The 25,881-nt window shown below is 66.0% G+C and carries 36 protein-coding genes; 28 read left to right on the top strand and 8 right to left on the bottom strand.

The genetic code is table 11. The features are described from left to right. Positions 1-3: 3 nt before the first annotated feature. Genes C7389_RS12095 through C7389_RS12070 form a run of 6 tightly spaced genes read right to left on the bottom strand, consistent with a single transcriptional unit; the run spans position 4 to position 1,918 of the window. Positions 4-213, bottom strand: a complete 210-nt coding sequence (locus C7389_RS12095; protein WP_133591715.1) for a hypothetical protein — start codon at positions 211-213, stop codon at positions 4-6. After that, positions 213-671 (bottom strand): hypothetical protein, encoded by a 459-nt coding sequence (locus tag C7389_RS12090; protein ID WP_133591713.1) that lies wholly within the window; start codon positions 669-671, stop codon positions 213-215. Before C7389_RS12090 ends, C7389_RS12095 begins: the two co-directional genes overlap by 1 nt. Continuing rightward, complete coding sequence (locus C7389_RS12085) at positions 668-1,024, bottom strand: hypothetical protein (protein ID WP_133591712.1); 357 nt, start codon at positions 1,022-1,024, stop codon at positions 668-670. Before C7389_RS12085 ends, C7389_RS12090 begins: the two co-directional genes overlap by 4 nt. Next, positions 1,021-1,275 carry a hypothetical protein gene (locus tag C7389_RS12080; RefSeq protein ID WP_133591710.1) on the bottom strand — a complete coding sequence of 85 codons (255 nt, stop codon included), beginning with the start codon at positions 1,273-1,275 and terminating at the stop codon, positions 1,021-1,023. Before C7389_RS12080 ends, C7389_RS12085 begins: the two co-directional genes overlap by 4 nt. 2 nt (positions 1,276-1,277) lie before the next feature. Beyond that, positions 1,278-1,532, bottom strand: a complete 255-nt coding sequence (locus C7389_RS12075) for a hypothetical protein (protein ID WP_133591708.1) — start codon at positions 1,530-1,532, stop codon at positions 1,278-1,280. Next, a complete protein-coding gene (locus C7389_RS12070; protein ID WP_133591706.1) occupies positions 1,529-1,918 on the bottom strand; it encodes a hypothetical protein in 390 nt (129 codons plus the stop codon). Before C7389_RS12070 ends, C7389_RS12075 begins: the two co-directional genes overlap by 4 nt. A 48-nt stretch (positions 1,919-1,966) precedes the next feature. On the opposite strand from C7389_RS12070, the gene C7389_RS12065 reads away from it, so the two are divergent. Then, positions 1,967-2,326: a hypothetical protein gene (locus C7389_RS12065; protein WP_133591704.1), complete on the top strand. Its 360-nt coding sequence runs from the start codon at positions 1,967-1,969 to the stop codon at positions 2,324-2,326. Here C7389_RS12065 and C7389_RS12060 read toward each other — a convergent pair. Then, positions 2,293-2,775, bottom strand: coding sequence for a hypothetical protein (locus C7389_RS12060; protein WP_133591702.1), 483 nt, complete (start codon positions 2,773-2,775; stop codon positions 2,293-2,295). The two genes, C7389_RS12065 and C7389_RS12060, sit on opposite strands and share 34 nt — an antisense overlap. Before the next feature lie 187 nt (positions 2,776-2,962). Next, positions 2,963-3,418, bottom strand: a complete 456-nt coding sequence (locus tag C7389_RS24870) for a helix-turn-helix domain-containing protein (protein WP_162851727.1) — start codon at positions 3,416-3,418, stop codon at positions 2,963-2,965. 72 nt (positions 3,419-3,490) lie between these two features. Between C7389_RS24870 and C7389_RS24865 the strand changes: the two genes are divergently transcribed. The 27 genes from C7389_RS24865 (at position 3,491) to C7389_RS11930 (ending at position 25,874) form a co-directional block, all read left to right on the top strand. After that, positions 3,491-3,688, top strand: coding sequence for a helix-turn-helix domain-containing protein (locus C7389_RS24865; protein WP_162851726.1), 198 nt, complete (start codon positions 3,491-3,493; stop codon positions 3,686-3,688). Positions 3,689-3,838: 150 nt separating this feature from the next. After that, a complete protein-coding gene (locus C7389_RS12050; RefSeq protein WP_133591698.1) occupies positions 3,839-4,351 on the top strand; it encodes a phage regulatory CII family protein in 513 nt (170 codons plus the stop codon). 2 nt (positions 4,352-4,353) lie between these two features. Beyond that, on the top strand, positions 4,354-6,930 hold the full coding sequence (locus C7389_RS12045; protein WP_133591697.1) for a VapE domain-containing protein: 2,577 nt from the start codon (positions 4,354-4,356) through the stop codon (positions 6,928-6,930). A gap of 313 nt (positions 6,931-7,243) precedes the next feature. Beyond that, on the top strand, positions 7,244-7,558 hold the full coding sequence (locus C7389_RS12040) for a hypothetical protein (RefSeq protein WP_133591695.1): 315 nt from the start codon (positions 7,244-7,246) through the stop codon (positions 7,556-7,558). Then, positions 7,555-7,914 (top strand): hypothetical protein, encoded by a 360-nt coding sequence (locus C7389_RS12035; protein WP_133591693.1) that lies wholly within the window; start codon positions 7,555-7,557, stop codon positions 7,912-7,914. Before C7389_RS12040 ends, C7389_RS12035 begins: the two co-directional genes overlap by 4 nt. Before the next feature lie 125 nt (positions 7,915-8,039). After that, a complete protein-coding gene (locus C7389_RS12030; protein ID WP_133591691.1) occupies positions 8,040-8,435 on the top strand; it encodes an HNH endonuclease in 396 nt (131 codons plus the stop codon). Between the two features lie 241 nt (positions 8,436-8,676). Beyond that, positions 8,677-9,228 carry a P27 family phage terminase small subunit gene (locus C7389_RS12025; protein ID WP_133591689.1) on the top strand — a complete coding sequence of 184 codons (552 nt, stop codon included), beginning with the start codon at positions 8,677-8,679 and terminating at the stop codon, positions 9,226-9,228. Continuing rightward, positions 9,225-10,955 carry a terminase large subunit gene (locus C7389_RS12020; protein ID WP_211168274.1) on the top strand — a complete coding sequence of 577 codons (1,731 nt, stop codon included), beginning with the start codon at positions 9,225-9,227 and terminating at the stop codon, positions 10,953-10,955. The genes C7389_RS12025 and C7389_RS12020 overlap by 4 nt, the downstream gene beginning before the upstream one ends. A 9-nt stretch (positions 10,956-10,964) precedes the next feature. Continuing rightward, complete coding sequence (locus tag C7389_RS12015; protein WP_133591687.1) at positions 10,965-12,191, top strand: phage portal protein; 1,227 nt, start codon at positions 10,965-10,967, stop codon at positions 12,189-12,191. Next, the gene (locus tag C7389_RS12010; protein WP_211168273.1) at positions 12,169-12,861 is read left to right on the top strand and encodes an HK97 family phage prohead protease; all 693 of its coding nucleotides are present in this window, start codon (positions 12,169-12,171) and stop codon (positions 12,859-12,861) included. The genes C7389_RS12015 and C7389_RS12010 overlap by 23 nt, the downstream gene beginning before the upstream one ends. A gap of 14 nt (positions 12,862-12,875) precedes the next feature. Next, positions 12,876-14,267, top strand: a complete 1,392-nt coding sequence (locus tag C7389_RS12005; protein WP_133591683.1) for a phage major capsid protein — start codon at positions 12,876-12,878, stop codon at positions 14,265-14,267. Between the two features lie 51 nt (positions 14,268-14,318). Then, complete coding sequence (locus tag C7389_RS24860) at positions 14,319-14,486, top strand: hypothetical protein (RefSeq protein ID WP_162851725.1); 168 nt, start codon at positions 14,319-14,321, stop codon at positions 14,484-14,486. 72 nt (positions 14,487-14,558) lie between these two features. Further along, positions 14,559-15,089 (top strand): phage tail fiber protein, encoded by a 531-nt coding sequence (locus C7389_RS12000; RefSeq protein ID WP_133591681.1) that lies wholly within the window; start codon positions 14,559-14,561, stop codon positions 15,087-15,089. Between the two features lie 4 nt (positions 15,090-15,093). Further along, positions 15,094-15,525, top strand: coding sequence for a hypothetical protein (locus C7389_RS11995; protein WP_133591679.1), 432 nt, complete (start codon positions 15,094-15,096; stop codon positions 15,523-15,525). After that, complete coding sequence (locus tag C7389_RS11990; protein WP_133591677.1) at positions 15,522-15,917, top strand: hypothetical protein; 396 nt, start codon at positions 15,522-15,524, stop codon at positions 15,915-15,917. The genes C7389_RS11995 and C7389_RS11990 overlap by 4 nt, the downstream gene beginning before the upstream one ends. Positions 15,918-15,920: 3 nt before the next feature. Then, positions 15,921-17,435, top strand: a complete 1,515-nt coding sequence (locus C7389_RS11985; protein ID WP_133591675.1) for a hypothetical protein — start codon at positions 15,921-15,923, stop codon at positions 17,433-17,435. Further along, a complete protein-coding gene (locus C7389_RS11980) occupies positions 17,432-17,995 on the top strand; it encodes a head-tail connector protein (RefSeq protein WP_133591673.1) in 564 nt (187 codons plus the stop codon). The genes C7389_RS11985 and C7389_RS11980 overlap by 4 nt, the downstream gene beginning before the upstream one ends. Next, positions 17,995-18,348: a head-tail adaptor protein gene (locus C7389_RS11975; protein WP_133591671.1), complete on the top strand. Its 354-nt coding sequence runs from the start codon at positions 17,995-17,997 to the stop codon at positions 18,346-18,348. The genes C7389_RS11980 and C7389_RS11975 overlap by 1 nt, the downstream gene beginning before the upstream one ends. Continuing rightward, on the top strand, positions 18,341-18,862 hold the full coding sequence (locus tag C7389_RS11970; protein ID WP_162851724.1) for a hypothetical protein: 522 nt from the start codon (positions 18,341-18,343) through the stop codon (positions 18,860-18,862). The genes C7389_RS11975 and C7389_RS11970 overlap by 8 nt, the downstream gene beginning before the upstream one ends. 39 nt (positions 18,863-18,901) lie before the next feature. Further along, complete coding sequence (locus tag C7389_RS11965; RefSeq protein ID WP_133591670.1) at positions 18,902-19,693, top strand: DUF2511 domain-containing protein; 792 nt, start codon at positions 18,902-18,904, stop codon at positions 19,691-19,693. A gap of 58 nt (positions 19,694-19,751) precedes the next feature. Continuing rightward, the gene (locus tag C7389_RS11960) at positions 19,752-20,357 is read left to right on the top strand and encodes a phage tail terminator protein (RefSeq protein ID WP_133591668.1); all 606 of its coding nucleotides are present in this window, start codon (positions 19,752-19,754) and stop codon (positions 20,355-20,357) included. Further along, a complete protein-coding gene (locus C7389_RS11955) occupies positions 20,354-20,542 on the top strand; it encodes a DUF2635 domain-containing protein (RefSeq protein WP_133591666.1) in 189 nt (62 codons plus the stop codon). The genes C7389_RS11960 and C7389_RS11955 overlap by 4 nt, the downstream gene beginning before the upstream one ends. Continuing rightward, a complete protein-coding gene (locus C7389_RS11950; RefSeq protein WP_133591664.1) occupies positions 20,542-22,038 on the top strand; it encodes a phage tail sheath subtilisin-like domain-containing protein in 1,497 nt (498 codons plus the stop codon). Before C7389_RS11955 ends, C7389_RS11950 begins: the two co-directional genes overlap by 1 nt. A gap of 60 nt (positions 22,039-22,098) precedes the next feature. After that, the gene (locus tag C7389_RS11945) at positions 22,099-22,446 is read left to right on the top strand and encodes a phage tail tube protein (RefSeq protein WP_133591662.1); all 348 of its coding nucleotides are present in this window, start codon (positions 22,099-22,101) and stop codon (positions 22,444-22,446) included. Beyond that, positions 22,443-22,736: a phage tail assembly protein gene (locus tag C7389_RS11940; protein WP_133591660.1), complete on the top strand. Its 294-nt coding sequence runs from the start codon at positions 22,443-22,445 to the stop codon at positions 22,734-22,736. The genes C7389_RS11945 and C7389_RS11940 overlap by 4 nt, the downstream gene beginning before the upstream one ends. Positions 22,737-22,865: 129 nt before the next feature. Further along, a complete protein-coding gene (locus tag C7389_RS11935; protein ID WP_133591658.1) occupies positions 22,866-24,635 on the top strand; it encodes a phage tail tape measure protein in 1,770 nt (589 codons plus the stop codon). After that, positions 24,636-25,874 carry a DNA circularization protein gene (locus C7389_RS11930; protein ID WP_133591656.1) on the top strand — a complete coding sequence of 413 codons (1,239 nt, stop codon included), beginning with the start codon at positions 24,636-24,638 and terminating at the stop codon, positions 25,872-25,874. Positions 25,875-25,881: the final 7 nt, after the last annotated feature.

The following is a 25,881-nucleotide window of genomic DNA, read 5'->3' as shown; positions in this document are numbered from 1 at the left end:
GCCTCAGTGGAAGTTGGCGACGCGGCAGACCAAATCGCGGATGCCCTGGGGGCTTCCGCTGCGGCCTACGCAGATGTTCTTGGGGGTCTGCTCGCGGTAGAGCAGATAACGGATGCCGCGGGCGTCGGGCTTTTCCACGACAAACAGGCCGTGGTCCTTGGCGATCTGCTTGGCTTCGCGCACAAGCTGGCGGGGGTCGCGTTCGCGGGGCATCAGGTGGCACCCCCCTGCTTCCGGCGGCGCAACCCAGTCAAGGCAATCTTCCCGCGCCCCGCTCGCATAATCTTGCGGAGGTTTGTCTTGTCGAAATCGTCAAGGCCAGAACAATCTGCTTTGCTAAGCCCCAGTTCGTTCAGCACGTCGGCGGCCGCGGTGGGTTCGTCGTGCGTAGCAACTAAAACGGAAACGGCCATCAGAACGCCTTCCGCCCATTCGCCCAGGTTCTTCCCGGCGGTGGGGCTGCCGAGCTTGGGCGCGCTGGGTCGCGTTGCGGCCTGCGCCTGCTCCAGGGCATCGATGCCGGCGGCGAATACCGCGTCGGCCAGGTCGTTGTCCGTGGCGCTGGGGCGCTCTTCGCGCAGCTGGGCGAGCAGCATGTTCAGGCGGCTGAGCTGGGCGTTACTGACGCCCACGGTGATCAGGGCGGGTTCGGTGGTGTCGTGCGCGCTCATCGCAGCACCTCCGCTTTGATCTGCAGGCTGGTGCGGCGCGCGACGTCTGCCGCGAATTCCTGCTGGGCCTGGGGGTAGTTGAGGTGCCACCGCAGGGTGCGGATCTGCGCCTGCAACTCGCGCTTGCGCTCGGCGTACTCCTCGCGCAGCTGGTCGGCCTCGGCCTGGGCGGCCTGGGCGGCGGCCTCGGCTGCGGCGATGCGCTCTTCCGCGACCAGATCCAGGCGCAGGGCGTCGTACTCCAGCGCTTCCAGGTGGCGGCCGCGGATGGCGGTAAGGATGCTGCGGGCAAGGCCGATGCGTGCCAGGGCGCCGCCGGCGCTGGCGATGAGGCGGGCGATGTGGGTGCTCATACCGGCAGGCCCTCCGCGCGGCGCTGCAGGCGGCGACACGCCAAAAATGCCAGCTCGTTGACGAACGCGCGCCGCTGGATGTCGTCGATGATGTCCAGCATCCATAGCGCATTCATCGCGCCGCGGTGGTACTCGGCATCCACACCGTGCGCGATGCATGTCCGCATGTCCTGCAGCGCGCGGTCATATACGTAACTGGCGGTTTGCCGCATGCGCTCCAGCCGCTGGCGGGGGGATAGGGGCGTGGCCATGATCAGACCTCCTCCGCGCTGCGGCCGATGAGGCGCAGCAGCTGGTCGGCGGTGTTGAGGGCGACGATTTCGACGTGCGGGGGCACGTCCAGCTCGTCGGGGTGGATGTGGGTGAGCGCCAGGGTGTCGGGGCGCAGGGGCTGGGAGCCGTCGAACTCGTCCAGCACAAAGCGGCGGTCCAAGGCGTCGGCCAGCTGCTGGGCGTAGCGGGTTTTGCCCGTGCCCTGGGGCGCGGTAACGATGATGGGGTGCTTCATGCGGCCACCTCGCTGCGGCGGGTGGATACGTCTGCACTGCCCAGCCAGGTGATGGTCAGGCGCCAGCCGGCGGGGTGGTGCCATACCCCGGCGTCGGGATACGTCGGCCAGCTGGTCTCCCGGAAGCCGGCGTCTTGCAGGCGGTGGGCTCCGAGGTTGCGGGCGTCGGCTGCTGCGGTGGCGGCTACTTCGAATTCCGCGCAGCAGGTGATAGCGAGCGAGCCGCGGAAGCGGACGGCCTGCAGCACCAGCAGCAGGCCGGCATTCTGCAGGGCGCTAAGCGTTTCCTGGATGCCGGCCAGCTTCTTGGCGCGGCTGTTGATGTCCTGGCGTTCGCGGCTGTGCCTGGCGTCGGCCGCGTCCAGTGCGAGTGTGAGCAGGTCCATGATTGCTCCGGTGCTAAAGTGCTCAGTCCTATGTCAAAGGAGTGAGCAATGAGTGTTGGCAAATACAGTGGCTATCGCGTTTTCATGCCGTACTGCCTGAGGCGTATCAGCGACGGCCGTTACATCGTTCTCAACCGCGACTACAAGCCGCTGGGCATTCCGAGTTGCGATAACGTTGATCTCGCCTCGCATCCCACCGTCCATGCCATCAAGATCACCCCCGCCGTCGCGCGAAAACTGTCGTGGGAGGGGAAGGACGATTTGGACTGCATCTATCTGCATGGCGGGGGCAGCACGCCCAAGGGCGAAGCCCTTAAGGCTTATTCGGAACGTCTGGCCGTACTGATGGCAATCCACATTGAAGTGGAGCGGCCCTACAGGTTGCCGGCCATCGGCGAACTGGGCTGACTGGCCTCGTTCGTCGTGCCGGCGAACACCACCTCGCAGGCGATCTGCGAAGGGGTTGGGGGATAGAAGCGCTTCGGGGGGAACAGCACATCCCATCCGAACTCCGGCCCCGGGCCGGGCTGCGGCGCTTTTGCGTAGGGCGGCCGGTGCTGCGCCGGGATGCCCAGCGCATTGACGAGTGCGTCGAACCCCGCCTGGGTGTTCGCGGTGATGGTCAGATCGCCGCCGCCACCATCAACGTTGATAACAAGGGCGCCGTCATGCGGAATGACGGCGCCCTCTTCTTTGGGCGCGCCGTTCACGTCGTCGCCGTCGAGGCAGTGGGTGCAGCCCAGGCGCTTGGTGAGCGCCGCGGCGAACAGGCTCTTGCCGATGCCTTGGGGGCCGAGCAGAACGAGGGTGGGGCGTCCGGGGATGCGGGAGATAGGGGTGTCTTGCGGGTAGTCCATTGTTGCCTCCAGTGGCCGCCGCCCGGGTGGGTGGATCGGCGATGTAACTATGGTTACGTCGAGGCGGAATGTAAACTGTAGTTACCAGATCGCGCAAGCGAAAAACCGCACAGAGGCGGTTTCGCCTATTCAGATGGGGCCGGGCGGGGAGGGAACTGGTAGATGCGCGCTGACTTCAGTGGCGAGATCACGCGGCCGTTTGCTTAGATCGTTCGCCGTGCATCTGGCGGGCAGTCTCAATCGCTAGCTTGAGCTGGATGCGTACCAGCTCCTGGCCTTGATCGGTGAGATTCCGATAAGCCATTTCCATGTCGGCGGGGAATGTGCGTGATTGCTCCGATGCTGCCCAACTTGGTGCATTCACGCTGTGACGCGGGTCATGGGCTTCTACAGGAACCGTGGTCTGCCGCATGTCGTATGCCGTAAGCGATACGCCCGCAGAGGTGCCTGATAGGAATTGATCGACGGATAGGCCGAAGAGTCGGCAAAGGCCGGTGAGGTTATCCAGCTTTAAGTTGGAAGTCTCGCCCGACTCCCATTTGGTCACGGCAACCCGCGACACCCGCAACTCATCCGCCAATTGGGCTTGGGTAAGGTTGCGTTCGCCGCGCAGGCGTTTGATCCGCTGGCTAAGTTCTTCCATGAAACCATAGTTACACGGAGCAAGGAAACTATAATTTGCTTTGGCGATGTAACTATAGTTACCATATGTCCCATGGACACTTCGCCCGCTTCCGCAATCATCGACGCCCTTGGCGGCCCGACCGCTATCGCCCGTCGATACGACATCACTCCCCAATACGTCAGCAAGTGGAAGCGTAAGGGCATCCCCCGCCCCTGGCTGCTGCTGCTCAGGACGCAGCACGCCGAGGTTTTCGCCGTCCTGGAGCGACCGCCCCCCGCTGGTCACTGACGATTCTTCCCCGGGCTGCTCTGCAGCGCCTTGAAGGTGATAGCTCGATGCGTTTCGCATTGCAGCCCGGCCCCTTTTTGTCTGTCGTTGTTTGGTAGTGGCGCAAGTATGGGCAGTGCCGCTGCCGATGTTTACTGAGGATCAGGCTATATGTCTCAGGATACTTTTGTCATAAAACGTGATCCGGTGCGCGCCCTGCGCGACGCCCTGGAGGCGACGCCGGAGGGGATCGCCGGTCACGCGAAGGTGGTCGCCCGCTCGCCGGGCGTGATGTACAACAAGTTCTCGGACGCGGATGAGCGCTACGAGGTGACGGTGCGCGAGGCCTTGGCGCTGTCCCGCTCGGCGGACACGCTAGTGTTCGCGGAAGCGGTGGCGGAGCAGTTCGGCGGGGTGTTTGTGCCGCTGCCGCTGGCGGCGCCCACCCAGTTCGACCTGCAGGAAGCGTTTGGGGATGTGCAAATAGAGGTGGGCAAGGTGTTTGCCGCCCACAAGCTGGCCCGCGCGGACGGGGTGGTGACGCCCCAGGAGTTCGCCGAGATTGAAGACCAGGCGTACGACGCGGTGGCAACGCTGCTGCGCCTGGTGGCGGAGATACAAGCCACGGTGCGCCCACTGCCGCCCCTGCAGGTGGTGCCGCAGGCTGACGAGCGCGCGGCGTAGCGATGTCGGACCGTATCGACTTCGCGCGGGTCGCAAAGGATGCCCTGCAGCGCTCGGAACAGCTGGTGCCCCTGTGGCTGCCCGATGGCGCCAAGGTCGGCCACGAATGGAAGTCCGTCAATCCAACCCGGTCCGACTCTCACGCCGGGTCTTTCTCGATCAATCTGAATACCGGCGCCTGGGGCGACTTTGCCACCGGCGACAAGGGCGGCGATCTGGTGTCGCTGCTGGCCTACCTGTTTCACGCCGGCGACCAGGTTGCCGCGGTGCGCGAGCTGGCCGAGCTGCTGGGCATACCCGACGCGGTGCCGGCGCCGAAAAAGGGCAAGCCGAAGAAGGCGGAGCGCAAGGCGCCGGTGCTGCCGGCGGACGCGAAGCCACCGAAGCCGAAGGCGCCTGTCGTGGCCTGGGAACCGGTGGTGCCGGTGCCGGCCGATGCGCCGCCGCCGCCGGCTGCGCATGAGTTCCGGGGCATCCCGACCGTGCGGTGGACTTACCGCGACCAGGCCGGGGAGGTGCTGGGCTATGTGTGCCGGTTTGTGAAGAGCGATGGCAGTAAGGAAGTGCTGCCGCTGACTTTCTGCCGCCACCCTGGCACGGGGCTGACTTGCTGGCGGTGGATTACCTGGGAGGTGCCGCGGCCTTTGTATGGGCTGGATCGGCTCGCGGCCCGTCCCGATGCCCCGGTGCTGCTGGTTGAGGGCGAAAAGTGCGTGGATGCCGCGGTGCCTGCGCTGCCGGAGTTCGTTCCGGCGTGCTGGTCCGGCGGTAGCAATGCGGTGTTCAAGGCGGATTGGTCGGCGCTGGCCGGCCGGACGGTGTTGATTTGGCCGGACTGCGATGCGCAGCACGAAAAGCTGACGCCGGTTGAAAAGGCGGCGGGGATCGACCCGAAATCCAAGCCGCTGCTGCCGGAGACAAAGCAGCCAGGGGTAAAGGCAGCGGAGTCTATCGCGGCCGTTCTGCTGGCGCTCTCACCGCCGGCGAAGGTGCGCATTGTTGCCATTCCCGCGCCTGGAGAGAAGCCGGCGGGATGGGACATTGCGGATGCGCTTGAAGAGGGGTGGAGCGCCGAGGATCTGAAGGCGTTCATGCGCCGGCAGAGGCACGCGCAAGCGGAGATGAGCGCGGTTCCGTCCGCGCCTGCGGCCGCGTCTATTCCCGCGTCTGTGCTCGCTTCCCTCCAGGCTGCGCCGCCGGCGGTGAAGGCTTCTGACGCGATTATTGCTGCCGCGGGGGAGGGTGGGGCTCCGCCGCCGGTGGATGGGCAGGGGGGCGATGATGAGCCGCCGGACAAGGATTGGGCGCTGGGTCTGTTGCGCAAAAAGGGCGAAATCTCGGCCTGCCTCGCCAATGCGGAGTTGATCCTCGCGCACATGGATGAGTGGCAGGGCGTGATTGGGTATGACGAGTTCGCAGAGCGCACGGTGCATCGCGCAGCCTTGCCGTGCGACAAGCGCGGGCCGAGCTATGGGGATTGGGTCGACCACCTGGACGCGACGGTGGCGATTCACCTGCAGCGGCAGTGGGAGGTGGAGTTTTCCCCGGCCACGGTGGGGCAGGCGGTGGAGGTTCTGGCGCGCCGGCGGCGCTTCCACCCAGTGCGGGAGGCGCTGGCGGCGCTGCCGCCCTGGGATGGCCGGCGCCGGAATGCCTATTGGCTAAGCGACTTCCTCGGCGTGGCGCCCTCGCCCTATGTGGAGTTGGTGGGGGCGTTCTTTCTGCGCGGCATGGTCAAGCGGGTGATGGAGCCGGGCTGCAAGTTCGATTACTGCTTGGTGTTGGAGGGCGAGCAGGGCAAGGGCAAATCGACCGCCGCGAAGCTGCTTTCCTGGCAGTGGTTCGCGGACACTGACTTGGACCTCAACAACAAGGATTCGCTGTTGGCCTTGCCTGGGCACTGGGTCTATGAGATATCCGAAATGGGTTCTCTGATGAAGGCCGAGGAGCGCAAGCAGAAGTCCTTCCTGAGCCGGCAATGGGATGAGTACCGCCCCCCTTACGGTAAGCGTCTGGTGAAGGTGCCGCGCCAGTGCGTGTTCGTGGGTACGACCAACGAGGATGAATACCTCAAGGACGCGACCGGCGGCCGCCGCTTCTGGCCGGTGATGTGTGGAGATGAGCTGAACCTGGAGGGGTTGGAGGCGGCGCTGCCGCAGATGTACGCGGAGGCGCTGCACGACTACCGGGAGGCGGAGCGCTGCTGGCCGACCAAGGAGGAGCAGGACCGCTACTTCACCCCCGAGCAGGCCGCCCGTGGGATGCCTGAGCCGTTTGAAGACATCTTGGGAGAGTGGGTGAGCAAGCAGGGCACGCCGTTCTCAATGGCGGATGCGGCCATGGCCGGGCTGAATCTCACCGCGGACAAGCTGACGCCTGCCGTAGTGACGCGCCTGGGCATCGTGCTGACCAAGCGCCTGGGCTGCACCAAGCGGGAGGACCGCAACGCGCCCCCCGGCCGCCGCAGGCTGTATCTGTCGCCCTCGTTGGCCGCAAAGCAGGGGGGCAAGCCGCTGCCACGCGCAGCTGCTCCAGCGGTCGACGACGATGTGCAGGGGGGCGCCGGTGGCTACTTCTGACTTGCTTTGCGCAGCCCTTAAGCACGAGGCGTGCCATCGTGTTTTTGCCCAGCCTCTGCCCAACGTGGCGCGTCAGGCTGGGAACCGCAGTTCGTTGATTCGAAAGCGGTTTCCCAGCCTTCCCAGCCTTCCCAACCTCGGCCCCGTGCGTGCGTGGGCACGCCCACCCCCGCCCGCGCGCGCCTTTGCGCGCGAGAGAACCGAAAAACGTTGGGAAGGTTGGGAAGGCTGGGAAGAGGCAGCAGGATCAAGGGCTTATGACTCCCAGCCTTGTTCGAAGGTTGGGAAGAGGTTGGGAAGGGAGGAAAGGGCGATGGATCAGCGCATGAAGCAAATGGTGGACAAGATGCGGGCGGACTTCGCCAGGGTGGTCGCGGTGCGAAAGGAGCGCGGGGAATGGACTCAGACCGAGGAAAAGGAGATCGGCGAGGCGATAGCGGCCGCGGTAAAGGCGGAAGACCCAGACATGATTGTGAGTTGGTCTTGCTGGCTGGCGGATATCTCGGCGGCCTATGCGGCTTTCGACTTGATCACGCGGGGCTCGATGGCGCGGATGCGCGTGCAGGCGCGGCAAGAGCGCGAGGACCGCGAAGCGGCGGCAGCAGTAGCACGAGGGGGCAAGCGGTGATCCTCTACGCTGATCGTTTGCTTTGCGCCTGGGGCGCGTGGTCCCGCCGGCAGGCGGCCCGCGCAGTGGGCTATCCCTCGGTGTCGCCGATGTTCAAGGATGCGCCGGCGGGCGAGTGCTACGACTCCAAACCGCCCCTGGGCGTGGATGAGTCGGACAACGCGGCCACGGATGCTGCTATCCAGCGCCTATGCCCGGATGAGCGGCGCCTGTGCGTGGAGGTGTATCAGATCGGGGGTAAGACGGTGGAGATAGCAGCCCGCTTGGGCTGGCACCGCCAGCGCGTGCCCGAGCGGCTAGACCGGATGCAGCAGCGCTTGCTCGGTCACCTCAACGATATTGCAGCAGGGGGTTGACGGCATCCGGTCACTTTTGGCACAGTTCGGGCAAATTTGCATTCGTGCGTCCGCAAGCCCGCCCAGGTGTTCCTCGGCGGGCTTTTTGTCGTCTGTGCTTCCCATGCCTCGAAAGGAGGTGATCCATGCCCACCGCCGCACCCAAGCCCTGTCGGCATCCTGGCTGCGGCGCGCTGGTTCGCGATGGCGGCCACTACTGCGAGGCGCACAAGCGCCCGGCCCGTGGCTCCTTCGCGGACCCTGCCCGAGGGTCACGCCATGAGCGTGGCTACGGCAGCAAGTGGGACCAGATCCGGGCGCGCATCCTGGCGCGTGACTGCGGCCTGTGCCAGGCGTGCTTGAGGCAGGGGCGCGTGACTGCGGTGGGCGACCGGCCTTACTCGGCCTACTGCGACCACATCGTGCCCAAAGCCGAAGGCGGCACCGACGACGACACCAACCTGCAGACGCTGTGCCGCCCCTGCCACAAGGCGAAGACCGACGCCGAGAAGGCGCGCGGCGCCGCCCGCGCCCGCGTCTGAGGTGGTCGCCCGCCCGCCCCGCGCCCCTGGCCGCCCGGCTGGCGTCGCACCAAGATGGTGCATTTGCGGCGTTTCGGGCGGGGCGCACCAAGATGGTGCATTTGCGGCGTTTCGGGCGGGGGGGGGGGCGGATCAAATCTCTACAGCGCCTCCCCTCGGGACCGAGCGCCTAGTGAAATTTTCATTCGCGGGAGTTTCGGGGGAGGGGGTACCCCCACCCCGCTTGACCAAGGATCACGCCATGGGAACAAGAGGCCCGAAGCCGCTGCCGGCGAACGTGCATATGCTGCGCGGCAACCCGAGCAAGAAAGGCGCGGCCGCCCTGATGGATGAGTTCCGCCCCGAGGTGGAGATTCCGGACGCGCCGAGCTGGATCTGGCCGGAAGCGAAGAAGGAATGGAAGCGCCTGGCCGCCGAGCTGGAACGCTATGGACTGGTGTCCCGCCTGGACCGTGCCGCCCTGGTGCTGTACTGCCAGGCCTGGGCGAAGATGGTGTGGGCGGAAAAGCGCCTGTCCGCCGAAATGAAGCGCGCGGAAGAGGCTCGCGCGAAGGCCGAGGCCGCCGGGCGGGAGTATGAGGGCGGCGACGGAATCATGATCCGCACTGCAAACGGCAATTTCACCTACTCGCATCACTGGGTGGTTGGCAAGCAGGCCGCGCAGCAGGTCAATCAGTACCTGGCGCTGTTCGGCCTGTCGCCCAGCTCGCGTTCGCGCGTCACCGCCAGCGACAACCGCCAGGGCAGCCTGTTCGACGGCCCGGCCGGCGACGATGCGTGGGGTGCGCTGTGACGGCGGCGGCTGTCGCCCCGCTTGCCCAGTCGCCCACTCACTTTGCCGACATTGCCACCGCCTACGCCCGCGACGTGGTGGAGGGCCGGATAGTCGCCTGCAAATGGCACCGCCTCGCCTGCGCCCGCCACCTGAAAGACCTGGAGCGCTTCGCGGCGGACGATAGTGCATACGTCTGGACACCCGAGCTGACAGACGCCAGCGGCAAGGCCTACCGGCCTGCGGAGCGCGTCTGCCGCTTCGCGGAGTTGATGCCCCACATCAAGGGCGATTGGGCTGCGCGAGGCCAGCGCATCAAGCTGGAGGCCTGGCAGGTCTTCGTCCTGGCGAGCGTGTTCGGCTGGGTGAATCGGACTACGGGCAAGCGCCGGTTTCGCGTCGCGGATCTCTTCGTCCCGCGAAAGAACGCCAAATCGACCATCGCGGCCGTTATCGGCAACTACATGCTGGCGGTGGATGGCGAGTTTGGCGCCGAGGTGTATTCCGGCGCCACTTCGCAGGACCAGGCGCTGGAAGTGTTCCGGCCCGCGCTGCTGATGGCGCGGGCAACGCCTGGCTTCGTGGGGCGCTTCGGCGTGACGGCCAACGCCTCAAACCTCGCCGTCATCGCCACCAACTCGAAATTCGAACCGGTGATCGGCAAGCCTGGCGATGGTGCCTCGCCCAGCTGCGCAATCGTGGATGAGTACCACGAACACAAAACGTCCGAGCTGTACGACACGATGGTCACCGGCATGGGCGCTCGGTCGCAGCCGCTGATCCTGGTGATCACCACGGCCGGCGCCGATATCTCCGGCCCGTGCTACCAGCACCAAACCGAGCTGCAGAAGATACTGGAAGGCGTGATCGAGAACGATCAGCGCTTCGGCATCATCTTCGGCATCGACGAGGATGACGACTGGACCACCGAGCTGGCGCTGCGAAAGGCGAATCCCAACTATGGGATATCGGTCGATGCGGAGTTCCTGCAGCTGCAGCAGCGCGACGCCATGGCGGACCCGCGCAAGCAGAACGTCTTTAAAACGAAGCACCTGAATATCTGGGTGGCTGCGGCCTCGCCCTGGCTCAACCTGTACAACCTGCAGCAGGCCGGCGACCCCTCGCTAACCCTGCTCTCCCACGAGTGGGACGGCTGCATCAACGGGCTCGACCTGGCGAGCAAGCAGGATATCGCCTCATCCGTCTGGCTCTGCTGGCTGGGCGATGGCGATGAGCGGCACTACTACGCATTCAGCCGGAACTACGTCCCGGAAGCTGCGGTGGAGAAACCCGAGAACGGCCACTACCAGGGCTGGGTGAACAGCGGCCACCTCATCCAGACGCCGGGCAACATGATCGCGCTGGAGCAGATCGAAGAGGACGTGCTGGCGTCGCCCGTGCCAATCAATGAGGTGGCGAAAGACCCCTGGGGCGGTCACCAGATGGGGGCGAACTTGCAGGCGGAAGGCCTGGAAGTAATCGATATCCCCCAGCAGACCAGCTACCTCTCGGAGCCGATGAAGCAGATCGCGGCGCTGGTCGATGCCGGCCGCTTCCATCATGACGGAAACCCGGCCTACGTGTGGATGCTGAGTAACGTCGAGTGCAAGCCCGACCGCAACGAAAACGTGTTCCCGCGGAAGTCTCGCGCGGGTAACAAGATCGACGCCGCGGTGGCGACCATTACCGCGATGAATCGGGCGATGTCCGGCGACGTGAGCACGGCCGAGAAGTCCTTTTGGGAATGAGGTGTAAAGGTGAAGTTTCTAAGCCGGTTGTTCGGCCGCAAGGCCGCGCAGCTCACCTATGACCAGATCGCCGGACTGATCGACGGCAGCTGGGCCGGCAAGGTGGCTGGCGTAGCGGTCACTGAGAAAACAGCGCTGCAGGTTTCCACCGTGCTGGCTTGCGTCAAAGCCATCTCAGACGGTTGCGCCACGCCGGATCTGCACGTCTATCGGGAGATGCCGGACGGTACGTCCAGGCGCGCAACCGACGTGCCTGAGTACCGCCTGCTATCACGCCGGCCGAACGAGTGGCAAACCAGTTTCGAGTGGCGCCGGCAGATGACGCTGCATGCCGCGCTGACGGGGGCGGCGCTATCGATCAAGGTGCGCGGCCCTGGCCGGCGGTTGCGCGAGCTGATTCCTGTGCGGCCCGAGAACTGGGATGTGCGCCGCCTATCGCGTTACGAGGTGCGCTATCGATGCTGGGATGAGTTCGGCCTGATTGGCGAGTTCGCGCCGGACGATGTCTTTGTGCTGCACGGGCTGCAGTGGGATTCGGTCGAGATCACGAACGCGGTAGCACTGGCGCGTACCGCCATCGGGCTATCGATTGCCACCGAGCGCAGCCAAGCCTCTATGCATGAGAACGGATTGCAGACCACCGGCACCTATTCGGTGGAGGGCACGCTCAACAATGAGCAGCACGAGCGGCTTACGGCGTGGCTTGCTCAGTATTCCGGGCCGGAGAACGCGGGCAAGCCACTTGTACTGGACCGCAATGCCAAGTGGCTTGGGACTGCCATGTCCGGGGTTGATGCCCAGCACGTCGAAACGCGCCGGCTGCAGATTGAGGAAGTGTGCCGGGCGTTCGGTGTGTTTCCGATCATGGTCGGCCACTCCGACAAGTCGGCCACCTTTGCCAGTAGCGAAGCGTTCTTTGCTGCCCATCTGAAGCACACCCTGACGCCCTGGCATAGAGCCTGGCGTGATCGGCTGGACGAAACAGTGCTGGATGGCTCCGGTCCGCTCTTCGTTAAGTTCGACACGCGCTACATGACGGAAGGATCGATCAAGGATCGCGCCGTCTGGATTCGCGCTGTGGCTGAAACCGGCACCTGGGCGCGGAACGAGATCCGAGAAGAAGAGGGGTTGGGGCCGCTGCCCGGCCTGGACGAGCCGCTAACCCCCATGAACATGGTCGCAGGCGCGGCCGACGACGATGAAGGACAGGACGATGACGACAAGACCGAGGCTTGAGCGCCGTGAAGCCGGGCGTGGCCGTGAGGTTCGATCCTTCGCCCTGCAGATCAAGGCCGCAGGGGAGGACGGAAAGATCGAAGGCTATGGCAGCGTCTTCGGCGTGCGAGACAGCTACGACGACGTAATTGCTGCAGGCGCTTTTGCCGCCACGCTGGCTGCGCACAAGGCCGCCGGCACGATGCCCGCGATGCTGTGGCAGCACGATGCCGATAGGCCTATCGGCATCTGGACCGATATGGGCGAGGACGAGCGGGGGCTGCGGATGCAGGGCCAGCTCGCCCTGGAAACGGTGCTCGGCAAAGAAGCGCACGCCCTGCTGAAGCTCGGCGCTCTTAATGGCTTGTCCATTGGATTTGTCTCGAAGCAGTGGGCCTATGACCGCGATTCGGACATCCGGACCCTTACCGAAATCGAGCTGTGGGAAGTGTCCCTGGTGACCTTCCCCGCGAACACTGCTGCGCGCGTCACAGGTGTTAAGTCGTCTGAGGACATCGCAGCACCGAAAGACGCTGAGCGAATCCTGCGCGATGCCGGGTTCAGCAAGGCAGACGCGACGGCTTTCGTCAGCCGTTGCATGCGAATGGGCGAAGCGCGGAGAGATTCTGCCGATTCGGCCGCCGCGGCATTGCAGGCTGCTCAACGCCTGCTCAAATCCCTCCAGCCCTGAAAGGAGCCACGTCCATGAAGCAAACCAACCTCACCGCCGCCATGTTTGGCCATCTCGCTGCGCTGCGCGCCAAGATGGCAATCTGCGGCGCCTATGAGAAGCGCGAAGAGCCCACCCTGAAGTCCGTGGCCGAGGCCATTGACAAGATCGCCGGCACCTTCGAGCAATACAAGCAAGCCAACGATGCCCGCCTGGAGGCCATCAAGGCGGGCAAGAGCACGTCCGACTATGACGCCAAGCTGGCGGCCATGGATGAGCGCATCGCCCAACTGGATGAAATGAAGTCCCAGCTGGAAAAGATGGAAACCAAGCTCGCCCGCCCTGGCGCCCAGGCTGGCGGTAAGGAGGAAGGCGAAAGCCGGGAAGCGGCCGAGTACCGTGGCGCCTTCGTCTCGTGGTTGCGTGCCCCCACTGATGCGGGTCGCCAGCAGCGTTGTGCTCAGGCGCGCGCCGCGCTGGAGGCAAGGCAGGCCGCAGAGGCTGCAAGCGGGCTGGAAATCCGCGCAACTCAGACCACCACCACAACCGGCGCTGCGGGTGGCTACGCCGTGCCGGAGGTTATCGAGCGCTCCATTCTGCGGCTGTCGGTGGACATCTCGCCGATCCGCCAGATTGCCACCGTGCGCACGGTTGGCAGCACGGATTACAAGGAGTTGGTGGATATCGGTGGCGCCGGCTTCGAGTGGGTGGGCGAAACCGACGCCCGTGCCCAGACCAATACGCCGGACCTCGTAGAGGTGCAGCCGACATTCGGCATGGCCTCGGCCAAGCCGCAGGCATCCGAAGAGTCGCTGGATGACATGTTCTTCAACGTGGAGGACTGGCTGATCAGTTCGGCGTCTGAGGCTATCGCCCAAGGCGAAGGCGCCGCGTTCGTGTTGGGCAACGGCGTCAAGAAGCCGACCGGCATCCTGGCCGGACCTGCTCCGGTGGCGACAGGTGATGCGACGCGGGCTTTTGGCACCCTGCAGTTCTTCGCTTCCGGTGCGGCTGCCGCCATGCCGGCCAGCGCGGACATTTTCCTGGATATCGTCTATTCGCTGCGGGCGCGTTATCGCAGCAACGCGAACTGGTTGACGAACAAGGTGGTGCTCGCAGCGCTCCGGAAGTACAAGGATTCCACCGGCCAGTATTTGTGGCAGCCGGCCATGACTGCGGGACAACCGTCTTCTTTCCTCGGCTACAGCATCGTAGAGGCAGAAGATATGCCCACTGTTGCGGCGAACGCATTCCCGCTCGCCTTTGGTGACTTCCGCGAGGGTTATCTGATCACCGACAAGGTGGGGATGCGCATGACCCGCGACGAGATCACCACGCCGGGTTTCGTCAAGTTCTACGTGCGCAAGCGCACTGGCGGAAAGCTGCGCAACACCCAGGCCATCAAGCTGCTGAAGATCGCCGCCTAACCATCAACATTGCGCGGGCGCCTGAAGGCTGGGCGCTCGCGGGAGAAAACAATGAACTTGAAGGCAAAGAAGGCGTTTTCCTGGGCGCATCGTGGCGTGGAGGTCGAAAGCTTCGAAGAGGGGCAGCTGATCGAAACCGAGGACGAAGACCTGATCCGTGTTGCGCTCGCTGAGGAGTGGGCGGAAGAGGTCAAGGAAGGCAAGTCCGCCAAGAAATAGCCGCCTGCTCTCGGCTTGGCCGTGCAACCAAGGGCCCGCTAAGAGCGGGCCTTTTCATCCTCAGGAACTCCAATGAAATCCACCCGCAACCTCTGCGCCGCCCTGGCCCTGGGCCTCTGCCTGGCGCTGTCCTCGGTCGCCTCTCTGGCGGCCGGCGTGGCCGACTACCTGGAAAACAAGATCGTCGACCACGTCCTGCGCGGCATCAGCTACACCGCGCCCACCAGCGTTTGCGCCGCCCTGCTGACTGGCGCGCCGGATGACGCCAGCACCGGCGCCACCCTGGCCGAGGCCGCATGGACGGGCTATTCCCGCGCCCAGCTCAACCCCTCGGCCAGTAACTGGACCAGTACCCAGGGCGGCACCTCCGGGGCTAGCACTGGCACCGGCGGCACCACCAGCAATGCGGTGCTGATGACGTTCGGCACTGCCCCCAGCACCGGCCCTACGGTGGTATCGCACCTCGCCATCCTGGATAGCTGCACGGCCGGTGCCGGCAACGTGCTGTTTTACGCCCCGCTAGCTGCGTCCAAAACCATCAACGCGGGCGATCCGGCGCCGACCGTGCCGGTAGGCGCCATCACCGTGCGCCCCACGGACTGACGCCATGACGCCCGCACAGCAAAGCGCCCTCGCCCAGCTGGCCGGGCGGGCGCTTGATGCGGCGGAGCTGGCCGCCCTGGCGCCCCTGGTCCAGGCCCGCAACGACGTGGCCGTGGCCGCGCTGCTGAGCGTAGGCCGGGTGGTGATCGAACCGCGCGAAATCGGCGTGGGCACCATCCTCGCCGTCCTCGGTGGCGAGTGGCTGGACCAGCTCGCCACGCTCGGCGATGCCGACCGCACCGTGTATTGGGCCATGGAGCTGATCCGCCAAGGCCGGCTCGATATCGGCATGGCCGAAACCCGCGCCCGCGTCACCGCCCTGGCCGCGCTGCAGCCCGGCTTGGCCGAAGGCCTGCACCAGCTGCTCGCCCTCGCCGAGGTGGCCGCGCCGCTGCACCACGCCGCAGTATCCGCAGCCCTGGAGGCCGCAGCATGATCCTTGGTCGCAACTATCGCTTTGCCATCAACAACCAGGCCGGCGTAGCGGTGGCGGTCACCCTGCAGGCGCGCCGCTGGCGCTTTGACGCCACCGGCGCCCTGGAGTGGGATGCCGAGGCCGAAGTGCTCAACGCCAGCGGCATCGCCTCCAGCGCCACCGCCTGGACCACCGGCGCCGGAATCGACAACTCCGGCGGCAAGTGGCTGGGGGCGGACCTGGAGCTGGTGGTAACGCCCAGCGCATCCGCCTCCGGCTCGGTCACGCTGCAGATAGAGCACAGCACCGATGGCGGCGGCACCTGGCCGACAGCGGGCGGTGGTGTTGTCCTCGGCGGCGCCACCTTTTCCGCCTCGGCGGTGGCGCAAACCAAGTCCATCCGCCTGGAGTAAGCAATGCCCGCCATCCTGCTGCCCCGGCGCTACGCCCGCCAGCCCCACGGCGCGGTGGGGCTGGCCGAGGGCTGGGAGTGGGGCTGGCTGCCGTACTGGTGCAGCGGCGGCATTACCCCGCCGGCCAGCTATCACAGCGAGCGGCACTCGCCCGAGGGCGTGGAGATTGCCTCCGCGGCCTCGGCGGGCGTCGGCCTGCTCATCGCCCCGGCAATGGACCCGCTGTGGGACTTCGGCACGGGGCCGTTTGTCGTGGCGGCCGTGATTCGCATGGGCGACATCACGGCCAACACAACGGAATCAACGCTGCTCGGCTCCGGCTCGGCAACGAACCACTGGCGGCTGTACGTGCGCAGCAGCGGCAGCGCGTGGACGGTGCGTGCCGCGCAAGGCCTCACGTCCTCCACGGACTACACCCTGGCGCCGGGCGACACCGCCGTAATCGTCACCGGCCGGCGGCGGGATGGCAGCACCTACCTCCTGCGACGCAACCTCACCAGCGGGCTGATCGCCGAGCGCACCGGCACCGATACCACAAGCTGGTACCTGCGCCGGTCGGACTACGCCCTGCGCCTGATCGGCCAGGGTAGCGAGGGCTTCCCCGGCGGCGTCCTGGCCGCCGGCATGCGGCGCGGCGACTACGCCGACCCCCTTGGGCTCCTGCTGGAGCCCTGGCAGATGTTCCGCGGTGCCCGCCGGGCGCTGGCGCTGCCCGCCGCCGGCGGCCAGGCGGCGGAGATCGGCGGGGCGGTAGCCGGTGCCGGATCGGTCGCGGCCGATATCCACACGCAAATCGACGCCGCGGCGGTAACCCTGGGCGTCGGCGCTGTCGGTGCAAGCCTCGCAACCGCCATTCCGCTGGCCGCCCAGGTGCAAGGCGTCGGCGACGTGGCCGGCGGCCTGGCGGTGCAGATCCGCGTCAGTGCCGAGGTGCTCGGCGCCGCCCTGGTGCAGGCCGGGCTGGCCACCCGCATCGATGCCGGTGCCGTGGTGCTCGGCGAGGGCGCGGCGCAGGCCGCCCTGTCCGTGGGCGTCAGCCTTGGCGGCGACGTCTTGGGCGATGCCCTGGTGCAGGCCGGGCTGGCAACCCGCATCGATGCCGCCGCCGCGGTCCAGGGCGATGGCGCGGTGCAAGCCTCCCTCGGCGGCGCTGCGGCCCAGCTCGGGGCGGTGGTGCTCGGGGGCGGCCAGGTGCTGGCCGGCATCACCACCCGTATCGACCTCGGCGCCCAGGTGCTGGGCGCGGCGCTGGTGTCCGGCGCGCTGCAGGTGTCGGTGCCGGTGGCCGCGGCCATCGCCGGCGCTGGCCAGATCCAGGCCAGCCTGGGCAGCGCCATCACCGCCTCCGCCGAGGTGGCGGGCGTCGGCGTGGTTGAGGCAAGGATAGAGATTGCGGTGCTACGGGTATCCGCCCCGCGCATCGCGCACAACAACCTGCAGTCCGGGCACCGCCCGGCGAACCTGCAAACCGGCGGCCGGCGCAATGTGCAGATCGGCCGCCGACCGGGGGCAAGATGAGTATTCGGCGGATCGCCACCCTGCAGCAGCCCATTCCGCTGGAAGCGGCAAAGCTCCACCTCCGCGTTGATGGGGATGCAGAGGATGCGGACATCGCCCTCAAGCTCGCGGCGGCTGTCGCTGCGGCCGAGCATGAGACCGGGCGCAGCATCGCCCGCACCCGCTGGGAGCTGCGCCTGGATGCCTTCCCGCGCGAGATCCGGTTGCCGCGCCCGCCGCTGGCCGAGGTCGAAAGCGTGGAGTACATCAACGCGGACCGCCAGCTGGTCACTCTGGCGCCCGAGGCCTACGTGCCAGACGACGCCAGCGAGCCCGCCTGGTTGCTGCCCGCCTTCGGCGGCGCCTGGCCGGATACCGCACGGGCGGCGAATGCCGTGCGGGTGCGCTACGTCGCCGGCTACGGCGAGGCCTGCCCGCCCAACCTCGCCGCGTGGATCTTGATCCGCCTGGGCGATATGTACCGGCAGCGCGAGTCCATCAACATCGGCGGCAGTCAGCGTATGGACTCGGTCGCGTATCACGACCGCCTGCTGGACGAATACCGGATCTGGAGTGCCTGATGCTGCGCGACCCTGCTGCCGGCGAACTGAATCGCCGCGTGATCATCCGCCGCCGGCTGGATGTGCCCGCCTTCGGGCCGGGCGTCGAAAGCGAGTATCCGGAGCGGTCGCCCCGCTGGGCGAAGATAGAGCCCGTGGGCACGGCAGCCTATGCTAACGGCGTGCAGACGGACACCAAGATTACCCACCGCGTGTGGATACGCTGGGGGCTGCAAGTGGATGACGCCTGCGAAGTGGTGGAGCTGAGATCCACCGGCAACATCGTCTATCGGGTGCAGCGCTGCGCCGAACTGGGCGGTGGCCGTACCTTCCTGGTGTTGGAGGTTGAGGAATTGGGGGTGGAGCGTGTCTAACTCGGCGGGTGTGCAGACGTATATACACATCGAAGGCTTCGACAGCTTTGAGCGTGACGCCTTCAACCGCGCCAAGGTCCGCGCGGGCTTCCGTAAAGCGGGGCGCGTGGTCGCCCGGCGCGCCCAGCTGAACCTGGCGCTTGCACGCGGCGCGCAAAACTACCCGCTGCCACGTACCGGGGAGCTGGTGCAGTCGGTCAATTTCCGCGTGTCGCGGGCGGGCTTCCTGGTGCGGGTGGCACCGGACAAAACGGCCGGCATGAAAGAGTATTACCCCGCCTATCTGTACTACGGCGTAAAGGCCGGCGGCCGGGTGGGGCGTGCTGCGCCGGGTGAGGGTGTGGGCAAGAGTAACCGCCGCCGCCGAGGCCAACGGGCCGCCGCGCTGGCCGCTCGCGCCGGCTCCGGGTGGCGGATTGCGCCCCGGGCGAACTACATGGCGGATGCGCTGCAGGATGAAAGTCAGCGTGTCCGTGACATATTGACGTCGGCATTTGCCGCAGCCCTGCGCTAGACTCCGCCCCTTTCGGGTAATGCGAAGGGAGTAGGCCGGATGAAAGAGCTGCTGATTCTGCTGTTGCTCGTTGGCGTCTGGGGTGGCTGCTGGGTGCTGGTCGTCAAGCGTACGAAAATGCGCCGCTGGTTGGCGCACCTCTGCGGCTTCCTGGCGGGCTGGGTGGTGGCGCCCGTGGCAATCCTTCCGTTTCTTCCTCCGTCCGCCCCGAGTGAAAAGGATGCCGCGCCGGTTGCCGCTGAAGCGCCGCCTCCGGCGCGTGATGTGCTGGCAATCTCGGCAGAGGATATCGGCGCCGCCTGGCCGCTCACTATTCAAGGTGGTCGCTTCGGCTGCGGGGAGGCGTCGGCCTTATTGCTTGAGCATGGCGGTGTGGTATATGCGCTCAATGGCACCGCGCGGGGAAGAATCAAGAACAACCCGGATTGGCGTGATATCGACGCTGTGTGGGACAAGCAGCGCCAGGGCGGCAATATTGGCGAGGTGATCAGCCGCGGAATCGAGGCCTGCAAGCAAGCAGGGCTTTGGAATGCCGACCGGCAGTTGGCGAAGCCGGCCCCCAATAACTCCGGCATGGCGGCCATTATTTGTGCCGGGTATGTTGAGGATCGCTTGCTCGCGCCTAAGAGCGCTGATTTCCCGTGGGGCAAGGATGCCCGGGGGGTTTGGCAGATGCCTGATCAGGTCTATGTGATCAAGTCCTATGTGGATTCGCAGAACGCGTTTGGCGCCATGGTCCGCACGAACTATCGGTGCGAGATAAAGGCCGCGAAAGGCGGAAGCGGTGATCCTGGAGATTGGCGGCTGATAAAGCTGGATTTCGAGCAGTAGAGGTTTCACCCTTTTGACAACAAACCCGCTTCGGCGGGTTTTTTTATGCCCGGACCAAATGAAGCTAACCCCCTTGGTAAATCAGATCCGGGATCGCTGCCCGACCTTCGGCGGCCGTGTCGCTGGCGGCCTGGACTGGGACCCCGCCATGGCGGCCAGCGCCAAGATGGCCCTGCCTGCGGCTTACGTGGTGATGACGGGCGACGAGGCCGCACCGTCCCAGGCGGACAACGTGGTCCAGCAGGACATCGCCGATGAGTTCGACGTGTGTGTGGTGCTGGACCAGGAGGACGAGGCGGGCGTGATCGCGGCCGATGCGGTGCACGACATCCGCGCCCAGCTGTGGCGGGCGCTGGTGGGCTTCCGCCCCTCGCCCGAGCTGGAGCCTATCCAGTACGACGGCGGCGGCCTGCTGCTCATCAACCGCGCCCGCGTGGTCTATCGATTCGGCTTTTCCTCGGCGTTCCAGCTCGGGCGCAATGATGGCGCCGACCCGGCCGAGACCTGGCAGGAATGGGAGCTGGACGGCCTGCTGCCCCTGGAGGGGCTGGATATCGCCCTGGATGCCGTCGATCCGATGGCCGACAAGAACCTGCAGTACCCCGGCCCGGATGGCCGGATTGAAGCTGGCATCACCCTGAACCTACCCGAGGAAACCCCATGACTACCGTCACCCTGTACCCGGTGGCGGGTCGCGCTGTGCCCGATCCGGCACGGGGCGACCTGCTGCCCGAGTCCGGCCGCCCTGTGCCGCTGGATGCCTACTGGATGCGCCGCCTGCAGGATGGCGACGTCACCGAAACCGCGCCGGGCGACGTGCCGAAGGCTGCGAAGAAGGGGGCTGAGTAATGTCTATCTCGTTCAACGATATCCCCTCGAACGCCCGCGTTCCGCTGTTTTACGCCGAAGTCGATAACTCGATGGCGAACAGTGGTGGCACCACTTTGCGCCGCTTGATCATCGGCCAGGTGAATGACGGTCAGGTGCCCGAAGAGCTGGGCAAGCTCACCCTGGTCTCCAGCCAGTCGCTGGCAAACGCCATCGGCGGCCAAGGCTCCATGCTGGCCGCGATGTATGCCGCGCACCGGCTCTCCGATCCCTTTGGCGAGGTCTGGTGCTTGCCGCTTCCCAAAGGCGTCGGCGCTGCAGCGGCGGGCACGGTCACCATTACCGGCCCGGCCACCGCTAGCGGCCTGCTGAGTCTGTACATCGCTGGCACGCGGGTTCAGGCCGCGGTGGTGGCGGCAGATGTTGCGGCCACGGTAGCGACGGCGTTGGCGGCTGCGATCAATGCCAACCCGGATCTGCCGGTAACCGCCTCGGCGGCGGCCGGCGTCGTCACCGTCACCGCCAAGTTTGCGGGCGTCCTGGGCAACGATATCCGCATGGTCCTCAACTTCCTGGGGCGGGATGCGGGGGAGAGTATCCCCGCAGGGCTTGGCATCGTCATCACGGCAATGGCAGGTGGCGCGGGCGCGCCCGACATGGCTGCAGCCACGGCCGCCTTAGGCGATGAGGAGTTCGAGTTCATCACGTTGCCGTGGTCTGACACGGCAACGCTTGATGTGTGGCAAGTGGTGATGGGCGACAGCAGCGGCCGCTGGAGTTGGATCAAGCAGCTTTACGGCCATGTGTACAGCGCGAAGCGGGGCACGCTGGGCGCCCTGGTGGCCGCCGGCCAGCTGCGCAACGATCAGCACGTTACGGTGGTGGGTATGGAGACCACGGCCCCGTCGCCGGTGTGGGTCGAAGCGGCTGCCTATGCGGCCCGTACGGCGGTGTTTATCAGCGCCGACCCTGCCCGACCGACGCAAACCGGCGAACTCACAGGTTTGCGCCCAGCCCCTGCGAGCGACCGCTTTACCAAGATGGAGCGGCAGAGCCTGCTTGGCTATGGCATCGCGACGCGAACCTATGAGGGCGGTGCGCTGCGGACCGAGCGGGCGGTTACCACGTATCAGAAAAACGCATACGGCCAGCCGGATGACAGCTACCTGGACTCCGAGACCATGCACCAGACGGCGCACATCGTGCGCTATCTGCGGTCCCGCATCACCAGCAAGTACGGCCGCCACAAGCTCGCCAACGACGGCACCCGCTTCGGCGCCGGGCAGGCCATCGTCACGCCGAGCGTGATCCGGGCCGAGCTGATCGCCGCTTACTACGAGTTGGAGCAGGCGGGTATCGTGGAGAACGCCGACCTGTTCGCGAAGAACCTGATCGTGGAACGCAACGCCAGCAACCCGAACCGGCTGGATGTGCTCTTCCCGCCGGACTACGTCAATCAGCTGCGCGTGTTCGCGCTGCTCAACCAGTTCCGCCTGCAGTACCCGGCGGCGGCCTGATCGGGCCGCACAGCACCAACCAAGCCCGCCTCGGCGGGCTTTTTATTTTGAGGTGGCCACATGGGTCAGAAGATCGCCGGCACCGCCTACGTCAAGGCGGACGGCACGCAGTTCACGGTTACGGGCGCGGTGGAGGCGCCCGTGTCGCCCTACATCCGCGAGTCCATCGCGCCGGGCGTGTTCAAGGAAGAGGACAGGGTTCCGTTCGTGGTGGTGGAGGTTGCCCACACTGCGGACCTGCCAATTGAAACCCTGGCCGAGGCCACGAATATGACGGTTACCGTCGAATTCAAGAATGGCCGGGTCTATACGCTCACGGGCGCTTACTTGGTGGAAGAGCCTTCCACCAGTAGCGACGAAGGCAAGATCCAGTACCGGTTTGAGGGTGTGAAGGGGGTGTGGCAATGAAACTCACCTGCCCGCTAACCCACGGAGATGAAACCATCACCGAGCTGAACCTGCCGCGGCCCACCACCAAGCAAGTCCGGAAGATCGGCCGCCTGCCCTACAAGATCCAGTCCGACGAGTCAGTGACGCCGGACATGACGGTCGTCTGCGCGTACGTGGCTGAGCTTTCCCAGCTGCCGCCCAGCGTGATCGATGGACTGGACCCCGTCGATATCAACCAGCTGGCCTGGGAGGTCTGCGGTTTTTTCATGACGGCCCCGACTGCGTCTTCGGCAGCGTCGAAGAGCTGACCGCCAGGGCGTACGACCTTGCTTGGTTCTGGCGTACGTCTCCAGCGGAAATGCTGGACTCCCCTCTTGATGTCCTGAGCGAGCACGCCGAGCAGGCGCGCCGCATCAACAAGCTCGCAGGTGCCACCAATGGCGGATAAGTTCCAGCTGAAAGCGCTCATCACGGGCGTCGACAAGCTCACGCCCGTGTTGGGCGACGTCAGAAGGAAGGTGGCCGGGTTTCGCAAGGAGCTGGTGAGTAGCGGCCTTGGCAATATCGACATCATGGATATTGCCAAGGGCGGGGCTTTTGCCTACCCCTTCGTCAAGGGCATCAAGGAGGCCATAAATTTCGAAAGCGCCATGTCCGACGTGCGGAAGGTGGTCGATTTCGAGACTCCTGCTCAATTCCAGCAGATGGGCGACGACATCACAAAAATGTCGTATCGCCTGCCGATGCTGGCAAAGGAGATATCTGCAATTTTCGCCGCCGGCGGCCAGGCCGGTTTCGCCCGCGAAGAGCTGGCCGGCTTTGCCGAAGATGCCGTCAAGATGGGCATTGCCTTCGACCAGACCGCCGACCAGTCCGGCGAGATGATGGCGAAGTGGCGCACCAGCTTCAAGCTGACCCAGGCCGGAGTGGTGGATCTGGCCGACAAGATCAACTACCTGAGCAACAACGGCCCGGCTAGCGCGCAGCAAATCTCGTCCATCGTTACCGCCATTGGTCCGCTGGGCAAGGTGGCTGGCTTGGCGTCCAGCCAGATCGCGGCGATGGGCGCCACCCTGGCCGGCGTGGGCGTTAAGGAGGAAGTGGCCGGAACGGGCATGAAGAATTTCATGCTCACGCTGACGGCCGGCGCCGCGGCAACGAAGCAGCAGCGGCAGATGTTTGCCGCCCTGCGGATGGATTCCAAGCAAGTGGCGGCGGCCATGCAGAAGGACGCCCAGGGCACCATCATCAAGGTGCTCACCGCCATCAGCAAGGTGGACAAGGCGCAGCAGGCATCGGTGCTCACCACGATGTTCGGCCGCGAGTCCATCGGCGCTATCGCGCCCATGCTGACCAATCTGGATCTGCTCAAAAAGAACTTCGAAATGGCGGGGGATGCTGCGGCCACCGCCGGCAGCATGGAGAAGGAATACGCCGCGCGGGCGGACACTACCGCGAACTCCCTGGTACTGCTGCAGAACCGGGCGCTAGGCCTCGCCAAGGCGGTCGGCAACGTATTCACGCCGGGTATCCGCGAAGGGGCGGCCGCCTTCGGCCCGATCATCGAACAGACGGCAGAGTTTGTGAAGGCGAACCCCTGGGTTATCAAGGGGCTGGTGGGGGCCGCCGTGGGCTTCGCGGCCCTGCGGATTGGCGTCCTCGGCCTCACAGTGGCGCTGAAGGTGATGAACGCGGTTACCGCCATGAGCCCGCTTGGTCTCCTGGTGCGCGGCATCGCGCTCGGGGCGGGCTTGATCATCGCCAACTGGAGCGACGTCGGCCCGTGGTTTGGCAAGCAGTGGGACAGGATTACCGGCGTGGTTAGCGCCGGCTATGACATGTTCCTGGCGACAGCCGGTTTCAACCCGCTTGCGATGATCATCAAGAACTGGGAGCCCATTGTGGCCTGGTTCAGCGGGCTGTGGGAGCGCATCCGGCCCTATGTCGATCCGATCATCAACGGCGCCGCGGCGGTGGGTAAGCGCCTCGGCCTGGTCAGCGACACCGCCCAGGCAAGCACCGGCGTCGGTTACGAAAACCTGGTGCAACAGACTGCCAGCACGCGTTCGCGGATTGAGGGCGATATGACGGTTCGCTTTGAGGGCGCCCCGCCGGGCATGCGCGTCGAACCGGCGGAAACCAATCAACCAGGCTTGTCGATAACCCCGCGCGTGGGCTATCGCAGCCTTGCAATGGGAGGGGCATAAATGGCGACATGGCGCGAGCGCCTGCTGTCCGCATCGTTCCGCGGCGTGCCCTTCGGCGTGGAACGCGAATCCACGCCGGTGGGGCGCCGCACGCAAGTGCATGAGTACCCCAAGCGGGATGAGGCCTATGTAGAGGACATGGGCCTGCGCCTGCGGCAATACAGTATTACCGGCTGGGTGGCTGGGGATGATTGCTTCGACCGCCGCGACGCCCTGCAAGCGGCGCTGGAGCAGGCCGGCGAAGGCGAGCTGGTGCATCCCTGGTACGGCCGGATGATCGTCACCGCCACGGACTGCACCGTCTCGCATGACAAGCGCGAGGGCGGGGTAGTGCGGTTCGACATGGTGTTCGTGTTCGGCCGGTCTAAGCCGGCCACGCCGACCGCAACAACGAACACGCAGAAGCGGGTGGAAACCGCCCGCTCCGCCGCCTGGGAAAGTGCCCTGGCGCGCTATCGAAAGGTGATGGACGCGGTGAATACCGCGCGCATCAACATCAACGCGGCCCGGAATGCGGTGTCGCGCATCGAAGCGGTGATCGCCCGCGAGTTCCGGCCGGTGGCGGATGTGATCAAGGGCGCGCAGGCGCTGGTGGATACCCTCATCAACGCGCCCGGCAATCTCTCCACGCTCTTTGTCAGCTACTTCGACACGTTGGACGGAACCACCTCCAGCAAGGGTTACGCCGGCGGGGTGGCGGCCATCGCGGCCAGCGCCATCGCTGCCGGCGAGCTGGAAGGCATCGCCGTTGCCGGCGGCGCCGACACGGTGGCCGCGGTGCAGGCCGCGGCCGACCTGGTGCAGGCCGCCACCTTCGCCGCCGCGGCGGCCGAGGTGGCGCTGCTGGAAGTCACCACGCCCCCGGCCGAGCTGGAGCCGGGCGGGCTGGATCAGCAGATCCTGCGCCCGCCGGAGCGCCCGGAAGTGCCGGTGGCGGATGACGTGATTGCCGCCCGCAACGCCCTGCGCGCCGCGATCTGGTCTGCCGCCCTGCGGGCGGATCACGGCCACTACCCGGCCCTGGTGGAGCTGCGCGGCCAAGTAGATCGCCACCTCACCGCCGTGGCCGCCTCCGGCGTGCGGCTGCAGCAGATTACCCCGCTCGATACCGTGCCGGCCCTGGTGCTGGCCTATCGGCAATACGGCGATGCAACCCGCGGCGGGGAGATCGTCACCCGCAACCGCATCGCCCACCCCGGCTTCCTGCCGTCCAGGGCGCTGCAGATCGCATCACGCTGAGGTGCCC

Source organism: Azoarcus indigens (assembly GCF_004361735.1).
GTDB lineage: Bacteria > Pseudomonadota > Gammaproteobacteria > Burkholderiales > Rhodocyclaceae > Azoarcus > Azoarcus indigens.
This window is presented reverse-complemented; position numbering and strand designations above follow the sequence as displayed.